This is a genomic window from Vallitalea maricola, assembly GCF_036985595.1.
In the GTDB taxonomy this organism is placed as follows: domain Bacteria; phylum Bacillota; class Clostridia; order Lachnospirales; family Vallitaleaceae; genus Vallitalea; species Vallitalea maricola.
The window spans coordinates 22,900-39,855 of the sequence record NZ_BTPU01000022.1; the positions used below are offsets into that span (position 1 = coordinate 22,900).

Annotated in this window: 13 protein-coding genes; 1 reads left to right on the plus strand and 12 read right to left on the minus strand. The window is 30.9% G+C overall.

Annotated features, from left to right (window positions below):
• Window positions 1-5: 5 nt before the first annotated feature.
• From AACQ14_RS07185 to AACQ14_RS07210, 6 genes are read right to left on the minus strand one after another with little or no spacing between them, the layout of a single operon-like run.
• Window positions 6-263: a hypothetical protein gene (locus AACQ14_RS07185; protein WP_113673411.1), complete on the minus strand. Its 258-nt coding sequence runs from the start codon at window positions 261-263 to the stop codon at window positions 6-8.
• 39 nt (window positions 264-302) lie between these two features.
• Window positions 303-1,889 carry an AMP-binding protein gene (locus AACQ14_RS07190; RefSeq protein ID WP_339362901.1) on the minus strand — a complete coding sequence of 529 codons (1,587 nt, stop codon included), beginning with the start codon at window positions 1,887-1,889 and terminating at the stop codon, window positions 303-305.
• Between the two features lie 14 nt (window positions 1,890-1,903).
• The gene (locus AACQ14_RS07195; protein WP_339362902.1) at window positions 1,904-3,259 is read right to left on the minus strand and encodes an aspartate aminotransferase family protein; all 1,356 of its coding nucleotides are present in this window, start codon (window positions 3,257-3,259) and stop codon (window positions 1,904-1,906) included.
• 42 nt (window positions 3,260-3,301) lie between these two features.
• Window positions 3,302-4,765 (minus strand): B12-binding domain-containing radical SAM protein, encoded by a 1,464-nt coding sequence (locus AACQ14_RS07200; RefSeq protein ID WP_339362903.1) that lies wholly within the window; start codon window positions 4,763-4,765, stop codon window positions 3,302-3,304.
• Entirely contained in the window at window positions 4,758-5,360 is a 603-nt protein-coding gene (locus AACQ14_RS07205) for a GNAT family N-acetyltransferase (RefSeq protein ID WP_339362904.1), read from the minus strand. The genes AACQ14_RS07200 and AACQ14_RS07205 overlap by 8 nt, the downstream gene beginning before the upstream one ends.
• 47 nt (window positions 5,361-5,407) lie before the next feature.
• The gene (locus AACQ14_RS07210) at window positions 5,408-8,503 is read right to left on the minus strand and encodes a cyclic peptide export ABC transporter (RefSeq protein ID WP_339362905.1); all 3,096 of its coding nucleotides are present in this window, start codon (window positions 8,501-8,503) and stop codon (window positions 5,408-5,410) included.
• Window positions 8,504-9,024: 521 nt separating this feature from the next.
• Here AACQ14_RS07210 and AACQ14_RS07215 point away from each other — a divergent pair.
• Complete coding sequence (locus tag AACQ14_RS07215) at window positions 9,025-9,402, plus strand: metal-dependent transcriptional regulator (protein WP_339362906.1); 378 nt, start codon at window positions 9,025-9,027, stop codon at window positions 9,400-9,402.
• A 110-nt stretch (window positions 9,403-9,512) separates the two neighbouring features.
• Here the strand turns inward: AACQ14_RS07215 and AACQ14_RS07220 are convergent, their stop codons facing one another.
• The 6 genes from AACQ14_RS07220 to AACQ14_RS07245 all read right to left on the minus strand — a co-directional run bounded on the left by AACQ14_RS07220 (window position 9,513) and on the right by AACQ14_RS07245 (window position 16,956).
• On the minus strand, window positions 9,513-12,869 hold the full coding sequence (locus AACQ14_RS07220; protein WP_339362907.1) for a TrmO family methyltransferase domain-containing protein: 3,357 nt from the start codon (window positions 12,867-12,869) through the stop codon (window positions 9,513-9,515).
• Between the two features lie 13 nt (window positions 12,870-12,882).
• The gene (locus AACQ14_RS07225; protein WP_339362908.1) at window positions 12,883-13,809 is read right to left on the minus strand and encodes an AraC family transcriptional regulator; all 927 of its coding nucleotides are present in this window, start codon (window positions 13,807-13,809) and stop codon (window positions 12,883-12,885) included.
• Window positions 13,810-13,925: 116 nt separating this feature from the next.
• The gene (locus AACQ14_RS07230) at window positions 13,926-14,672 is read right to left on the minus strand and encodes an ABC transporter permease (protein ID WP_339362909.1); all 747 of its coding nucleotides are present in this window, start codon (window positions 14,670-14,672) and stop codon (window positions 13,926-13,928) included.
• Complete coding sequence (locus AACQ14_RS07235) at window positions 14,666-15,628, minus strand: ABC transporter ATP-binding protein (protein ID WP_339362910.1); 963 nt, start codon at window positions 15,626-15,628, stop codon at window positions 14,666-14,668. The genes AACQ14_RS07230 and AACQ14_RS07235 overlap by 7 nt, the downstream gene beginning before the upstream one ends.
• Window positions 15,615-16,088: a GyrI-like domain-containing protein gene (locus AACQ14_RS07240; protein WP_339362911.1), complete on the minus strand. Its 474-nt coding sequence runs from the start codon at window positions 16,086-16,088 to the stop codon at window positions 15,615-15,617. The genes AACQ14_RS07235 and AACQ14_RS07240 overlap by 14 nt, the downstream gene beginning before the upstream one ends.
• Entirely contained in the window at window positions 16,078-16,956 is an 879-nt protein-coding gene (locus tag AACQ14_RS07245) for an AraC family transcriptional regulator (protein ID WP_339362912.1), read from the minus strand. Before AACQ14_RS07245 ends, AACQ14_RS07240 begins: the two co-directional genes overlap by 11 nt.

Genomic DNA, 16,956 nt, shown 5'->3' on the forward strand with positions numbered 1-16,956 from the left:
TTCATCTATTTACCCTTATTGACAATTTCATCGGCAATGTCTATTACATCTTGAATTGTTTCTATTCTTGACAAATCAACATTACTATCCGTTGAATTAACATCTATTCCACTTTCTATGAGCATAGCTGAAATTGCTATCATTTTTATGGAATCTAGTCCAAGGTCTTCTCTAAGTTTGGCTTCGGGTTTTACAAGCTTTCTTTTCTTCTTAAGCACAATATTTGATATAATATCTAAAACTATTTTTGAAGTATCTTTCATTTTATCCTCCATTTCTATACATCACATAATTATCAGATTTTATGTGTATAGTTTTTCTATCTTTGATTTATATGCTTCGTATACAGCATTTCTATTTATCTTCAATGTGGAATTCATCAATCCATTTTCCACTGTGAATGGACTATCAGCAATAATGAATTCTTTTATCTTGAAATTATCTGAATATCTTTTGTTGATTTCATTTATTGCATCTTTTATTTTGTTGACTGGTGTATTGGAATCTTCTAAAACGATAATACAACTGATAAAAGGTTTTTGATTACCTATTGCTACTGCCTGCTTGATTAAGTTTGTCTGTTTCAAATCATCTTCGATTATTCGTGGATGTATCTTATCCCCATTACTCAGAATAAGAACTTCCTTCAATCTTCCTTCAACATATAAGAAACCATCTTCATCAACATGACCTAAATCACCTGTAGCTACATAACCGTCTTCTCTAAAAGTTTTTTTGCTGTTGTTTTCATCATTTATATAACCAGTACCCCATGAATAATCACTTTTTATCAGTATTTCATTATTATCACTGATCTTTATTGTTTTAGTGTTGAAAGGTTTTCCTACACTTCCAATCCTGTATGCTTTTGGATTATTCATCGACACCAAACCGACTTCATTTATTCCATATACCTCATAAACTCTTAAATCTGCTTTTTCATAGAACTTCAATAAATTTTCATCTGTATGGGCTGAGCCGGTAACTAAAATTCTCATATTCTGTCCAAAGAGATCTTTTAAGCTTTTGAATACCTTCTCATGAAGTCCTCTAAGCATAGAAGATGGTAATATCTTATCTAACACATGATATAACCTATAATTAAAACGTTTCTTGAAGGTCTGTTGTGTCATGCTCATGAATGTTCTATAAAATGTTTCAAATAAGTATGGTACTCCTTGCATAATTGTAGGCTTAGAAAGTGCAAGTACACGTAATAGTTCATTTGTGTTGGTCAGCACCAAATTGAAATGTACTAAAACTGAAGCATATACAAATAGTCTTGCATTGGATATAGATAGTGTAAGAAAATCTATAATTTTATCATCTTCTGTAAGATCATATGAATCTACTAGATGCTCCATCCATTCCTGTACACATTTGCTCCTTACTTCTATTCCTTTTGGTACACCTGTTGTTCCCGAAGTAAATATTATTGTAAAATTATCTTCATCTTCGATATCATTCATTTCCAAATCACTATAATCTTCTTTTTCTGCATCTAATAATAGATTTCCAAGATTAATTATTTCTTCACTATCATCCACATATTTTTCGTCAGCAAAGAATAGCTTTAAATGATATTCCTTAGATAGTGTTTGAATTTTTCCCTTGAAATCTTTTTCTGGAAAAGGTACTGATACAGATCCATTTGTAATTACGGCCAAATCCAAAATCATATACTCATAAGAATTCATGCCTATTATTCCAACTCTATCGCCTTTTTGCACCCCTCTATTCTTCAAGTATGAGGATACTTTCATAACATCAACATACATATCGGAGAACACTTTTTTGAAATATGTACTTCCATTGTAATATTCAACATAGTTACTATCATTTTCTTTCATTGCTTGTAAGACATAATCTAACTTGAACAAATCATTCATAATCATTCCTCTTTTCATTTAACATTACAGATGTCAAATTCACTATTCTCTAACAGAAGATTTCCCAGTGCTGATAAAAATTTCTCTATCTGGTCATAGGTAATAGTCAACGGTGGTTCTAAACGAATCAAATTCATGTTATTTGTTGAATATGCAGTAACTATGCCATATTCATTTATAAGGCCAGAAGCTATATATGCTCCATAACTGTTGAATGGAAGTTCTTTGATGCCATTAGCTTCTTTCAAGGTGTCATCAATATTATTTTCAAATTCCACACCAACCATGAGACCCCTGCCTCTTACTTCTTTTATACCGTAATATCTCTCTTTCAGATTATTAAGTCCCTCCATGAGAAACTCACCTTTTTCTTTACATTCTTTTACTAAATCTTCTTTCACAATAGTCTCTATTGTTGCTATTCCAGCGGCACATGCATATGTATTGCCACCGAATGTAGTTGAATGGAGCATACATGTACTAAGTTCACCATATGCTTTTTGATATACCCATTCTTTTGATATACAAGCACCCATTGGCATTATTCCACCACCAAGAGATTTAGCCAGACATAAGATATCAGGTACTATATTTTCTTGTTCATATGCGAAAAAAGTTCCTGTTCTTCCAAACCCAGTTTGTACCTCATCCAAGATAAGGAGTACATCATGCTTAGTACATAGTTCTCTCACCTCTTTGAAGTAATTTACTGGTGGTGTAATTATTCCGCCTTCCCCTTGTATGGGTTCAACAATAAATGCTGCGGCACCTTTTGTTAATTCTTTTTCCAATTCCTCCATGTTTCCATAAGGAACTTCAATCATATCAGGAATCAATGGTTCAAATTTCTGTCTGTAATGTGTTTGACCTGTTACAGTCAACGCCCCGAAACTCTTACCATGATAGGAATTCCTGCAATATATTATCCTGGTTTTACCAGTAGCAGCTCGTGCCATTTTTAGTGAACTTTCTACAGATTCAGAACCACTGTTACAGAAAAAAACATGCTGCAATTGGTTATCGGTAAGTTTTACAAGATTTTCTGCCAGCCCAGCTTCATAAGGATTCAAACCGATAAATGCTAGATTAAGCTTATTTTTAACTTTATCCAACGCATCAACTACATGAGGATTATTACTTCCTAGATTCATAGCTCCATAAGCTCCTAAGAAATCTATGTATTCATTACCCTTTGAATCTTTTATGATACAATTATCAGCATCCTTATAAACTTTATCGCAGTCTAATATTTTCAGAAGTTCAGTTAGTTTCGTATTCAGTCTATCGTGATTAATAGTTTTGACCTCATCATCACTCATGCAATCTATATCATCAATATCATATAATTTGTATCCTTTGTTTTCGTACATGTTTTTATCTCCTATTAATACATAATTATTATTATATTTTTATCAATCCAGATTTCCAGCTACTACAGCAAGTGCCATCTGCCAATATGCATAGATTTCATATCTGCTTAATTCATTAGTCTCCATTACAGGAAGTCCTGCACCTAGATAATCACACCCTAACCAATAATCATCGTAATCATTGGTTAACAGAGTTATATCATTCTCTTCTGGATGCTTGTACAGTTCAGTCCCAGGAAAAGGAGTACACATTGTACAATGGGTGAAATCAATTACATCTTCATCCAAAAATCGCCTTAATAGTTTTATAGTGGCATGTGCACTATCATGAGTTTCATTAGGCAATCCAAAAACCCAATATGTATACAAACGAATACCTGCTTTCTTAACCATTTTACAAGCATTCAAAGCTTTATCAACTGTTGTATTTTTATTAGTTTGATCCAGAATATCCTGATCGGCACTTTCAATACCTAAACAGATTAAGATACAACCTGCTTTTTTCATGAGTTTCGTTATATTCTCATCAACCAAATCCACTCTGCTCTGGCATATCCATACAATATCAAGTTTTCTCTTAATGATTTCATTGCAGAAATCAAGTGCATAATCATATGAGCTAAGGAAATTCAAATCACCTATCATGAATAATTTCCATCCATGTGTCTTGTTATAGTATTCCAATTCATCTACTACACACTTGACCTTACGGAACCTTAATTTATTGAATATTTTGCTTGGAACGCAAAAAGAACAATTGTTACTGCATCCTCTAGAGGTTATGACCCTTATCATTACATCATCTGTAATGTGTTTTGGAATAAGCTCATACATAGGATAAGGAATGGTATCCAAATCTTGTATGAATTCTCTTCTTGGAGTCAAACAGATACTTCCATCTCCTTTACGAAATGCCACACTTTTTATTGAAGACAACTTATCAATATCCATTCCATACCTAAAAAACATATCGGCTATTTCTACCATAGTTTCTTCTCCTTCACCGATAGAAACTATGTCTATGCTTTTTGTGCTTTTTAGTATATTGTCATATTCAAAGCTTCCATGAACACCTCCTAATACAACAACACACTCACTATTGATGCTTTTAATAGTATCTGCAATCTTGACTGCCCATTTATAATTTACTGTCATACAAGAGATAGCCACGAATTGTAAAAAATCCTTAGGTATCTGTCCTATCTCTTTCTCTATATCCTCTTTATTGATGGGTCTTTTTTTGATCTTTCTAACATCATTATCAACCACTGAGAAATCAACATATTTAAGATTATAACCACATTTATTCAAGCATGCCGCTACATAAAGCAAACCTATATTGGGTTCTATGGCATGATAACCATTAACTCCATTATCAAGTTTATTTTCTATTATTATGTCATTCATCTTTTTATCAAGCTTATTCCAATAGGCACCTTGAATTACATCAACACCTAAATCTGATTTAAAAATAGGCGGCTGTATTAGTAGAACATTTTTAACCATTTGAAATCTCCTCTTTCCTGTTCATTTCCAAGAAATAATTTATCTTCAGTTCATTCAATGTTGAAAATAATACAACTGAATCAATATCTAGATTGTAAGTTTCATCTATATACTTTACCCCTAATTCTTTAAAACCCATCTCTTTACATATTTGATAACTAGCTGAATCCTGGAACGTATCTGCAAAAATGTATTTACATCCAATATCAACTAGATTCTTATATATTTCATTCATAAGTATTATTATTGCTCTGGAATAACGGTGATTCTTTTTCACCATCATCCTGCTTACTTCAACTTTATTACTGTCATTCAAGAACTGTTGATCACCAATTTTATTTAATATCAGCAATCCCTGACCCTTATCAATAATTATTCTTGCATATGCTACTATCTCCTTATTATTTCTTAAAATGATATGTCTGGAATATTCATCATAAATATCATACTCCTGCTTTGAATAATAAGAATTAGAGTCATTATATCCTGCTTTAAGATAACTTAGTTCTTCAATATATACCTCAAACCTGAATTTGTATATTTCATCAAGTTTATCTTTTCTGTCAATTGAGTTTATTACTTCAACATTTATCACTCTTATATTCTTCCTCTCATTAAATAATGGCGACCGTTATAATAATATCAATAATATTCCAACAGATTATAATTCTGGTCTTTGACTTTTCCAAATTCCATACATATTACCTGATCAGCCAAATTAAAATATCTGTCATCATGGGTTATTGCAATTATACATTTACCTTTTTCTTTTAGTTTAGGTAATAATTCAGTATAAAAGAATTCTCTAAAAACAGGATCTTGGTCAGCTGCCCATTCGTCAAATAAGAAAATAGGTTTATCTTCTAAATAACTTATTAATAGTGCTAGTCTCTTTCTCTGACCTGTTGAAAGTTTAACAGTAGAAAATTCATTTTCCTTAATTGTGACTTTTTCAAACAATCCTAATTCTTTTAAATACTCTTCTATTGCTCCCTCCTTACCTTCAATATTTACTCCATATAATTTATCAAAAAGATAGAAGTCGCTAAATACTGTTGTATAATACTTACCTAATTCATCTAACATCACTTTTTTATTATTTATGTAAATCTTACCTTCAACTGGTTTGTATAGTCCTGTTAGAAGTTTTACCAAAGTAGTTTTACCACTGCCATTTCCACCTACTATAAATGATATCTGACCTTTACCAAACTCTGCATTGATTGGCCCTATTTCAAAACCGTTTTCATCTTCAACCTTATATTTATATCTTCCATCTACAATCTTGATACTATGAAAATCATTTATTCTGTCATTCTTACAAGAGGCATCCGTATCTTTACAGCTTATATCCAGTATCTTCATCAATTCTCCAATTCTGTTCCAGCTGATTTTTGTACGTATCACATTTGGTACAGCATTAAGAACAGCATTTATTGGTCCTGTAACATATAGTAAAACAAATACATATTCTCTTAAATGCATATTTTGATTCTTAAATACTATTGGAAATATGAACACTATAGCTCCAATAACAATTGTGAATAAAGATTCTCCAACAATGAAAACCCCTGCGAATTTATAGCTTCCTTTTTTAATTTTATCTTTATAATCTTCACAGGTCTCCTTCATATCCTGTTTATAAGATATTTTCTTATCATGGTTAAGACTTAATTCCTTGAATCCACCTATCATATCACCAATACGTTTAAAAAATACATTTTGTGAAGTTCTTGCTTTTTCTAAATGCCCATTAGCATTTTTCATAATAAGCATATACAGACTCACAGCAATCAGTACTACTCCTAGAACTATACCCAGTCCATATATACTAACTATCCCAAGATAAACAAAACAGCATATTATGGTAATAAGGCTTGTCAAGCCTGTAATCAACACATTGGAGAAGTTGCTTATTACTTCAGTATCATTATTTAGAACAGTTTCTATCTGACCAGAATCCAAACTTGAAAACTGTTCATAATTGGATTCAAGGACTTTTGATGTTATGTCCATCCTTTTTTTATAAATGATTTCATTGGATATTTTTATCAAATCGAATCTTACTATTCTCTGACCGAATATGTATATCAACAATCCTATTATAAAATATGTGAATAATACTTTATCAAAACGTTCGCCTCGTGATATAGCCATATTTATCATAAAAATAATCATTGAATTTCCAAACCCACTAATTGCACTTACGATTACTAATGGTACAAGATTATAGGTTTCATCACTCACTTTATAACTAGAGAGCACATAATATATAAAGAAACATACTAAACCTATTGAAACTACATTAGCTGCGATATATAATGAATCAGGCATCCATACCCTTGCAAATTCCCATCCAGCATTAGCAAAGAATAATCTAGGTAGAAATCTCATCCCTACTATAAATGCTGTTAAGATTACCCCTAATACTACTGCATTCTTATAGTTTGTTTTAATATAATTCTCTGTCTTATGTTTTTTCAAATAGCTTATTCTTATGATTTGTTTAATTATCAATACTATAACTGCTATAATGAATATAAAGAAAAAACCTATTATAAATCTAGATATATTATTTAAGATTCCTACAGTATCCTCAGCTTTAACAATCCTATGATTACCCTCTAAGATATTATATATTTTTTCAGCTAAACTTACTGTATATACGGAATTTACATTTGCTAATACACATACACCGATTTTTTTCTCAGAGTTGAATATAATGAATGATGAAAAATTAGGATTATCACCTCCATGAAAAACAATTGTTCCATCTACAGTCTCATTGCAATACCAGCCAGAAGCGTAAAACGCATTATTTAAACCAGTGGTATTAGCATGATTGGCTTCATGAGTCATTTGCAATACATCTGAATCTTCTATGCTAATCATTCCCATTTGAATTTTTATCCATCTGCACATATCTTCTATATTAGAAACGATATATCCAGCAGGTGTATTACCTTTGTAAACTGGTGCATCATATTTCTTGATTCCAAATAGACTTTCCTTATATCCTGAAGATATATTACTGACTTGCTCAGCAGTGGTATTTATCAGACCAAACTTATCAAAAATATTATCCTGTATATATTTTTCATATGATTCTCCAGTCACCTTTTCCATAATTAGACCTAGAATATCATAGTTGATGGTAGCATATTCAAATCTAGAACCAGGATAATTTTTAAGTGACATATTTGAAAAGCTATATACTGTATCATTTAAACTATTTTCATTATTGCTTTCAGGGATATTAACTATACTGTTGGTGGGTATTCCACTTGTATGATGCAGTAATTGTTCTATAGTAACATCAACTTGCCCATCATATTTTTTCCCTCTATAACTCCTATTATAATTAAGATAGAAATTATCTAGATAATCACTGACCTTGCCATCTAATTCAATTTTATTTTCTTTGATTAATTGTGATACAGCAAATGCTGTAAAGGCTTTACTATTAGATCCTATTTGAAATAAAGTACTATTATCTACTTTTGTTTTATCATCCAGTTCTGAATAACCAAAAGAATTAATATATGTATCATTACCATCAATGTAACATAAAGATAAACCTGGAATATTTCCTTTATCCATTGTTTTTTGTATTGTACTATTTATAATCGCATCTTTATCATTAGAAATATCGTCATTTGAAAAGTGTAATATAAAATAAACGACTACACCTACTACTATAACTGCAAATAGACACAATATCGTAATTTTTCTTTTCATTTATTATATCCTCTATCCCTTCTTAGTAATTTTATTATTGAACCTTAATAATTAATCTAAAACTTTAACTATTATCTATCTAAGCCAAAAGAAATACTATATTACTAAATTAACTAAATTAACTAAATTAGATACTATTTAATAACTATATTTAATAATATCTATATTTACTATTATCTAACAATATAGCTTATTATGTCTCATATCGTATTAACCAAATTAATTATACACTATTGTATCATATTTTTCAATATTTTTGTGTTTATTGTTACTTTTTAATAAATTAATGAAACTTAATATAATATATCATATTTCTTTATAGTCTAAAATAATACTTTTTTCTGTAAATATCGATATATATTTACTAATATTGTATATTTACATGGTAAATAATGTAATAGTACAGTTGTTTTTGCTATAATATTCATTGATAAATGTCGAAAAAATAGTTATTAAATAAAATATTTTAATAATAGTATTTATTTGATATAATGATATTAGAAAGCAAAGGAGTAGATTTAATGGAAAAACTAACTTTCACTATGGAGAATTATCTAGAAGCAATATACGAATTATCAAGAGAAGGTAATGGAAGTGCCAGAGTATCTGATATTGCTAAACGTCTTGGTGTTACAAAAGCCAGCACCAATAGTGCCATGACCACATTAACTAAAAAAGGATTAATTATTAATGAAAAATATAAAGAAATCGTACTAACAGAAAAAGGTAAGATTATAGCTGAACAGACCTCTCATAAACATCATGTTATCAGTCGTTTCTTAATAGAAATCTTAGATATCGACCCAGCAATTGCTGACAAGGATGCATGTGCTATTGAACACGTTATTAGTAATGAATCCGTATCAGCTATGTTAAATCATTACTTAAAAAATGACTGAAAACAAATTCTGTTTATCAGTCATTTTTTTAACCTTATCTGTAAATTTTCTTAATTAACCCATAATAAATAAGCTATAACCATATGGTAATTGATATATAATTGCTACATTTAATGTCCTAACCATCCTTCTCTAATTATATAACCTCCCAAATCTCCACCTTCTGGTCCCATCTCTATAACATAATCCCCTCTTTTAATTAACATAGGGTTATGCTCAATAACTATAACAGTCGCCCCATTATTCGTCAGTTCTCCCAAAATATTTATAAGTTTTAGCACATCCTTATCATGAAGACCCGTTGTAGGTTCATCTAGAATATATAATACATCTTTTGTTTTACCTGAACATAACTCTTTTGCAAGTTTTATTCGTTGTGCCTCTCCTCCTGAAAGAGTTGTTGCACTCTGACCTAATTTTATATAGGAAACACCTACTTTATCTAACATATCAAGTATAGTATATATTTTCTCCTGCTCACTAAAGATTTCTTTTACTTCTTTTATCTCTAACTCGAGTAAATCAGCTATAGAATATCCCTTATACTTTACTTCCAATACTTTATCAAGATATCTTCTTCCTTTACATCTAGAACATACTGTGTAGATATCTGGCATAAAATGCATAGGAACAGCTATCTGTCCAGCTCCTTTACATTCAGGGCATTGACCTTTTTTACTATTAAAACTAAAATGTTCTTTTGTCAATTTACTTTCTTTTGCTGCCTCTAATCTGGAGTAGAAATCTCTTATTAAATCAAATACACCTGTATATGTTCCAGGATTCGACCTAGGAGTTTTTCCTATAGGCTTTTGGCTGACATAATGAACTTCTTTTAGATTATCGACTCCTATGATTTCTTTGTATCTACCAATGGATTCAGTTTTTTTACCAGTTGCTTTTAATATAGCTGGATATAAAGTCTCTGATATAAGACTACTCTTACCCGAACCACTAACCCCAACAATACAAGTTAATTTTGATAACGGTATGGTGATGTCAATATTTTTTAAGTTATTAGTAGTCATACCTCTTAACTCTAACAATTTATCTCTACTTATGGATTTATCAATAGGCTTCAAATCTAATTTTTCAAGATAATTATAATCCTTTAGCCTGGTTATATCTATATCAATCTCTTTATCATATTTTAATATTTTATTTTCATTAACAACTTCCTCAGCTCTTATTAATTCTCCCCCATATTTTCCTGCTCCCTGACCTATCTCTATCAAATAATCTGCTATTTCCTTAAATGCACTTTTATGTTCTACCATAATTATAGTATTATTCAACTTTTTCAGATCGCTTATTGTTTTTATTAGAAACCTATAGTCTCTGGGATGAAGTCCTTTGGATGGCTCATCCATTATATAGAGGACGTTAGTAAAAGAAGAACCAAATTGTGTAGCTATCTTCAATCTCTGAGCTTCTCCACCTGATAAAGTAGGAATACTCCTATCAAGACTTAAATAACTTAATCCTACTTGTTGTATTTTCTTTAGTCTATATAACATCTTAATAAAAATACTTTTTGACATTTCTTTTTCCCTATCAGATAGAGAATTATACGTTATATGACACCAATTCCTAAGATTATTTATACTCATGGAAACAACTTCCGGATAGCGTGTATTACCTATTCTGACTAAACGTGATTCATCTATTAACCTCTCCCCATTACAACTATCGCATTTTTTCTTAACTATAAATCCTTCAAGGTGAGTTAGCGGTTTGTCTTTATTATTATTTTTCATAAGGCGATACATAATATTTACTACACCTTCAACAGGTCTTGTTATAGTGCCTCTTCTACCATTAGAATTCAGATAGTCAAGGCTGACTTCCCTACCATTAGTACCGTAAAAAAGCTGTTTCTTAAAATCATCTGATAGATTCTTGAAAGGCACTTCCAAATCTTCCTTCATATCATCAGCCAGTGCAAGGACTTCTCCTTTCATCCAGTTAGCATTAGGCTTTTCTCTAAACTTTCTTAGGTTTCCCCACCAAAGAGAAGCTCCATCTAAAATTGACTTTTCAGGATTATCAATGATAAGGTTAACATCTATTTTCATTTCTTCCCCTAATCCTTTACAAACAGGGCACATATAATCTGGATTATTATAACTGAATGCAGAAGGTGTCAGTGGGAAAAAAATACTACCACATTTACTGCATACATTATTTTTGGGAACAGTTTCATTGCAATAAGGGCAAACTCTTTCACCTATGGTAGCATATAATAGTCTTAGATAATCTCCAATTCTAGACACGGAACCAACTGTTGATCTGGGATTCATACCTAGGTTTCTCTGTTCTATAGCTATAGCAGGTTGTAATCCCGTTATTTTTTTAACTTTTGAATCATTGTAATCATTATCTATGTGTGTGTTGGAAGCAATCAAGTCCATAAACTGCTTTCTGCTTTCATTATATATGGTATCAAATGCAAGACTAGACTTACCACTTCCGCTAACTCCTGTTATTACTGTAATTTTATCCTTTGGTATTTTCACAGATATATTTTTCAGATTATTTATAGAAGCATTTTCAACAACGATTTCATTAGAATTTATATTTTCTAATTGTAAGTTGTTTTCTGGTTCTAATTCTTGTATAAATATTGGTTGTTTCTTATTTATATTTCTGTTAGAATCTCTGTTAGTACTCTGAATCCTTTTATTAGAATCCAGAAACGTTTTATAATCAGTCCAATGGGCTACCCAATCCGGTACTTTTACATCATCAAAGATAGTAACAGCATTATAGGGCATAATCTGTAATATATTCGTATCTTCAAAACCATCAAATCCACAGACTTCAATAAAATGATTGACTTTATCCACAGATTTCACCTTGATAACTGTGGATGCCAGTGGATTAGGTCTTACAGGTGACCTAGTTGCAAAAACTCCACATCTAGGTGCATTTTCATAAGGTGGATTACACATCCTGATTTTACGATAATCTTTTTTATCATATCTATGAAACCACCAAAGTATCCTTAGATAATCACCTTTCTCTATTAATTCTAAGAATGATTGTATCTCAGTATTTGTAAGATGTTTTGACCCTTCTAGCTTGATTACTCTTTTTTTATTAATATATACGTACTTACCAATCACATTTCCCTTAAAAGGAATAGTAGCAGATTTGTTGATAATCGTATCTTGTATTTTCTCTTCACATGGAAAATATGGTTTTATATCTACAATATCACCTTTAACATTAATTTCATCAATTAATATTTCCCCTTTGCTTACATTGATATCCTCTATTTTTGTACCGTAGCACATGATTTTATCTTTTGATTTAGTATAAATTATGCAATGACTAAAATTACTTAATCCTGTGATTGCTTTTTCAATTCCTTTTCTTAATGTAATCTTAGCGATATTATTAAGCTCATTACTGGCTTTTCCTATTAATTCAAAATCTCCTATTGTCTGAAATTGTAATTTTTCCATAGAACCTCCATTTCTAAAGAGGAATTATAGGTATAAATATTTCAACATTTTTTTCCTCTTTATAGTTAATATTGTCTTCTGGTGGATAGTATTCAAAAAACACACGGTCATCTGGTACATAACCGCTTTCTGGAAGCCATTTTGATAGCATATAATTCCAAGCAAGTTGATATCCATCTGGTTTTAATTCAAATTTTCCTACTACATATTTACCACCTTCTAGAATCATACTGCCAAATTCGCCATTGGTTCTAATATCTGTATCTATTGACATACATACACTTAGTCTAAGCTGTTCTTCCATTGTCAAGTCACCAAAATCATGATAGGCAACAAACCATTTTGAATCCTTTTTTATAATATCCAATGAACTAGTATATGAATATAATTTTGTAAATAATTGTTCAAAAAGTTTACTGTCACCCTTATATGATCCTGTATGCCTTATATAAACTACTTTTGTTGGCTTCATTATCTGAACAGATAATTCCATAGGTGTAGTATAATCAATTTCTTTATTATATACTTTTCCATTCATGCTATCATGAGCACTATTTATATTATCAATAATTATCATCCTATCATTTTCACTGAGAGTTCTAAACTTGCTTGCATTCATCCCAAATTTGTTTTTAAAAGCTTTAGCAAAAGATGATTGGTTAGAGTAACCTTGTGATAAAGCTATATCTTGAATCGTTTTGTTATTATTGGTTGCTAATAGAAATGCAGCTTTTTCTAGACGCAGTCTTTTTATAAAGCTGTATAGGCTTTCTCCAGTTATCTGCCTATAGATTCTCTGAAAATGATAACTAGAAAATGAAGCAATACTTGCAAGTAATTCCACAGTTAATTCTTCATCCAGATGTTTTTCTATATAATCTTGAACCTTATTAATCATGGATATGTATATTTGTCTTGAATCGTTGAAAATAATTTCCATTATACCACCTCTTCATATTTTCTAGTTTAATTATAAGGTTAGCATATTTTTAAGTCCATAAAATTCCATAAAAATAAAAGCACAAGAATTATTATATTCAAATGCTTTTAATTATATTATAATGTTATCTTATTGAGTCTTCTAAAGGCAAGAGCAAAACTTAAAAAACACAAAATAACAAATAGTAATATGACAGGCAAGATATCACCTAACATTATTGATTCTCCAAATATTAGACTTCGTATAGAGTTAATTATATGTGTAAAAGGATTGAGATTGATTGCTACTTTTAGTCCACCAGACAAATTGTCTACAGGAAATAATGCAGAACTTAAAAAGAAAACAGGAAGTACTATTGCATTCATTATGGTCTCATAGATAACTTCATTAGGAAGCATAAGACTTATTGAATAACATAATCCGGACATAAAGAACGCTGTCAAGAATATTAATAGAATTATTAAAAAAATCCCCAAAATCCCAGATGCTATCCTAACCGAGAAAAAAAGTCCTGTAATACATAATATAGCAATTTCTAAAAAGGATAGTAATACTGATTCCATCATTTGACCTAGTACTATTGATATTCGACTTACAGGAGCTATAAGTATTCTATAGAAACTTCCATTAGACTTATTGATGAAATTGATTATTCCTCCACTGCAAGATGATGCGAAGGCAACTAACACAATAAGTCCAGGCAAAATAAAAGCAGTATAATTAGTGTTATCTATACTTTTCATTGTCTGTCCTGCTACAGCACTATATAGAACAAGCCAGATAAAAGGTTGTAACACTGGTATCAATATTGAAATAGGATTCTGAAAACGCCATTTCATATTACGCCATAGAAAATTCAGCATATAAGTACCTCCTCTCTATTATTGTCCGAGTCTGTTAATGCTAAAAATACATCTCCTAATGTTGGTTCTACAATCTCAATTGCACAGAAATTGACATTATTATCTATCAGCCATTTGTTAATAGCTTTAAACGCTACTTTACTATCTTCTACCCCAATAAATACAGAATTATCTCTTGCTTTGCTGAACTTGATCAAACCAGTACTGTCAAGCATATTTTTATATTTTTCAACTTCCCTCTTATTAGTGAATACTATATGAATCATATTTTGTCTAATAATTCCTCGTAGGCTTGAAGATGTCCCATGTGCTAATTCTCTGCCTTGTTTCATAATACAAATATTATTACTTAACTGGTCTGCTTCTTCTAGATAATGAGTTGTAAGAAAAATAGTAGTTTTATATTCATCACGTATCTTTAACAACATTTCCCACATTGATTTTCGTGACATGGCATCCATACCTACAGTTGGTTCATCCAGGAATAGTATTTTGGGAAGTGACACCATATTCATAGCAATATCTAATCTACGTTTTACCCCTCCTGAATATGATGATGTAGGATATTTTAGATAACTTACAAGACCAAAACTATTAATCAATGAATTAATTCTTTCTCTTGCTACATGTTTATCCACTTTATACATTCTGCTTTGAAACATCATATTTTCCATAAGTGATAGATGTTCATCAATTGAAATGTGTTGTGCTACACAAGCAATCTGAGTACGAATCCACGAAGGATCTTTACATAAATCCTTACCTAACATAGTAACTTTACCAGATGTAGGTTTATAAAAAGTTGTTAAGATATTTATTATAGAGGATTTTCCTGCTCCATTAGGTCCTAGAAGAGAAAATATCTCTCCTCTATTCACTTGTAAATTCAGACCATCAAGAGCTTTAACCCCATTTTTATATTGTTTAACCAATTTGTCAGTCTCAATTGCCAGCATCATTTTCCCCCTCTTCAATAGGGAATATTATCTCTGTAATATACTTATCTGGATTACCTTTTAATATTAATCCGGGTCCTTTTATATATACTTCTCTCCAAGGCAGTTGTACCTTCAGACTACTTTCTTCTATATAATTTCTCATTGCTTCATAAGCCTTTGGTAATCCATCATACCTTCCAATATGTGTAAGACATGCTCCTTTTACCCTTGGTAATTCTTTTATTGTTATCCCTTGACTATTAGGGGTCTCACCAGTAGGAACACATAATTCCAATTCACCTATACCAGTTTTTTCATCTACACCATAATAAGCAAAAAATGGGGCGCCGTTTGATTTTCCTCTAATGGATTTAAATACATTGGGAAACTGTCTAGAAGCTTGTGTAATATTTCCTTTATAACCCATTGATGCTACTCTGATTGGTTCAATATCTTTGATTTTTATATCATATTTCATTGTTTTCCTCCTTGACTTTCTTTACACCTATCCATATTTCTGAATGCATACATTTTGATTTATCACCCCTTACAGGATAAACTTCTATATCTGGTAATCTTGCATATTCATAACTAGAGAATGGTAACCACTCTGTTAAGAAACGTCTAAATATAGTTTGAATTGATTCTGGTAAAGGACCATCGCATTCAAAAATCACCCATGTAGCTTCTGGTATTTCCAAAACAGACATGCTTTCTGGAACCTCTTTATCTGTTGATGCACCAATATAGTAATAAATCTCTTCTGGGTTTTTATATTCTGTGATGCCTAATACACCCTTTGGCTCTTTATCAGTTAGCTTACATATTTCAGTAAATATATTGCTATCTAATGTTTCCCACCAAAACTTTGGTACTATCTTAAAATTTTCTTCTACTTCTTCTTTCAATGGAACTCTAGTCCCAACAATCCTTATAGGACTCTTTTTCTCAATTCTATACCTCATACTTTCACCTCCAGTAACCTTAATACTAAAACTAATAGGTGGATAAGAGTTTAAAATAGTACCCTCTTTTCTAGCAGCAGTAGGTGAAACACCATGAACTCTCTGAAAAGCACGATTAAAAGAAGTTGGAGAATCATAACCATATTTCAACGCAATATCCATAACTTTTTTATCACTTGTCTGTAGTTCAAAAGCGGCTTTTGTCATTCTTCTGCGGCGTATATAGCTTGATATTGGTATATCTGCTACATAGGAAAACATTCGTTGAAAGTAGTATGTTGAACAACAAGCAATCTTAGCAGCTTCATCATATGATATATCTCCTGTCAAATTTTCTTCTATATAATCTATTGCTTTACTCAGTTTCGTTAACCACTCCAT

Excerpts from the sequence above, each read along its gene's own strand:
- AACQ14_RS07245 (WP_339362912.1), bottom strand. The coding sequence starts at position 16,956 with ATGGAGTGGTTAACGAAACTGAGTAAAGCAATAGATTATATAGAAGAA.
- AACQ14_RS07195 (WP_339362902.1), bottom strand. The coding sequence starts at position 3,259 with ATGTACGAAAACAAAGGATACAAATTATATGATATTGATGATATAGAT.
- AACQ14_RS07200 (WP_339362903.1), bottom strand. The coding sequence starts at position 4,765 with ATGGTTAAAAATGTTCTACTAATACAGCCGCCTATTTTTAAATCAGAT.
- AACQ14_RS07210 (WP_339362905.1), bottom strand. The coding sequence starts at position 8,503 with ATGAAAAGAAAAATTACGATATTGTGTCTATTTGCAGTTATAGTAGTA.
- AACQ14_RS07225 (WP_339362908.1), bottom strand. The coding sequence starts at position 13,809 with ATGGAAATTATTTTCAACGATTCAAGACAAATATACATATCCATGATT.
- AACQ14_RS07185 (WP_113673411.1), bottom strand. The coding sequence starts at position 263 with ATGAAAGATACTTCAAAAATAGTTTTAGATATTATATCAAATATTGTG.
- AACQ14_RS07240 (WP_339362911.1), bottom strand. The coding sequence starts at position 16,088 with ATGAAATATGATATAAAAATCAAAGATATTGAACCAATCAGAGTAGCA.
- AACQ14_RS07235 (WP_339362910.1), bottom strand. The coding sequence starts at position 15,628 with ATGCTGGCAATTGAGACTGACAAATTGGTTAAACAATATAAAAATGGG.
- AACQ14_RS07190 (WP_339362901.1), bottom strand. The coding sequence starts at position 1,889 with ATGAATGATTTGTTCAAGTTAGATTATGTCTTACAAGCAATGAAAGAA.
- AACQ14_RS07220 (WP_339362907.1), bottom strand. The coding sequence starts at position 12,869 with ATGGAAAAATTACAATTTCAGACAATAGGAGATTTTGAATTAATAGGA.
- AACQ14_RS07215 (WP_339362906.1), top strand. The coding sequence starts at position 9,025 with ATGGAAAAACTAACTTTCACTATGGAGAATTATCTAGAAGCAATATAC.
- AACQ14_RS07230 (WP_339362909.1), bottom strand. The coding sequence starts at position 14,672 with ATGCTGAATTTTCTATGGCGTAATATGAAATGGCGTTTTCAGAATCCT.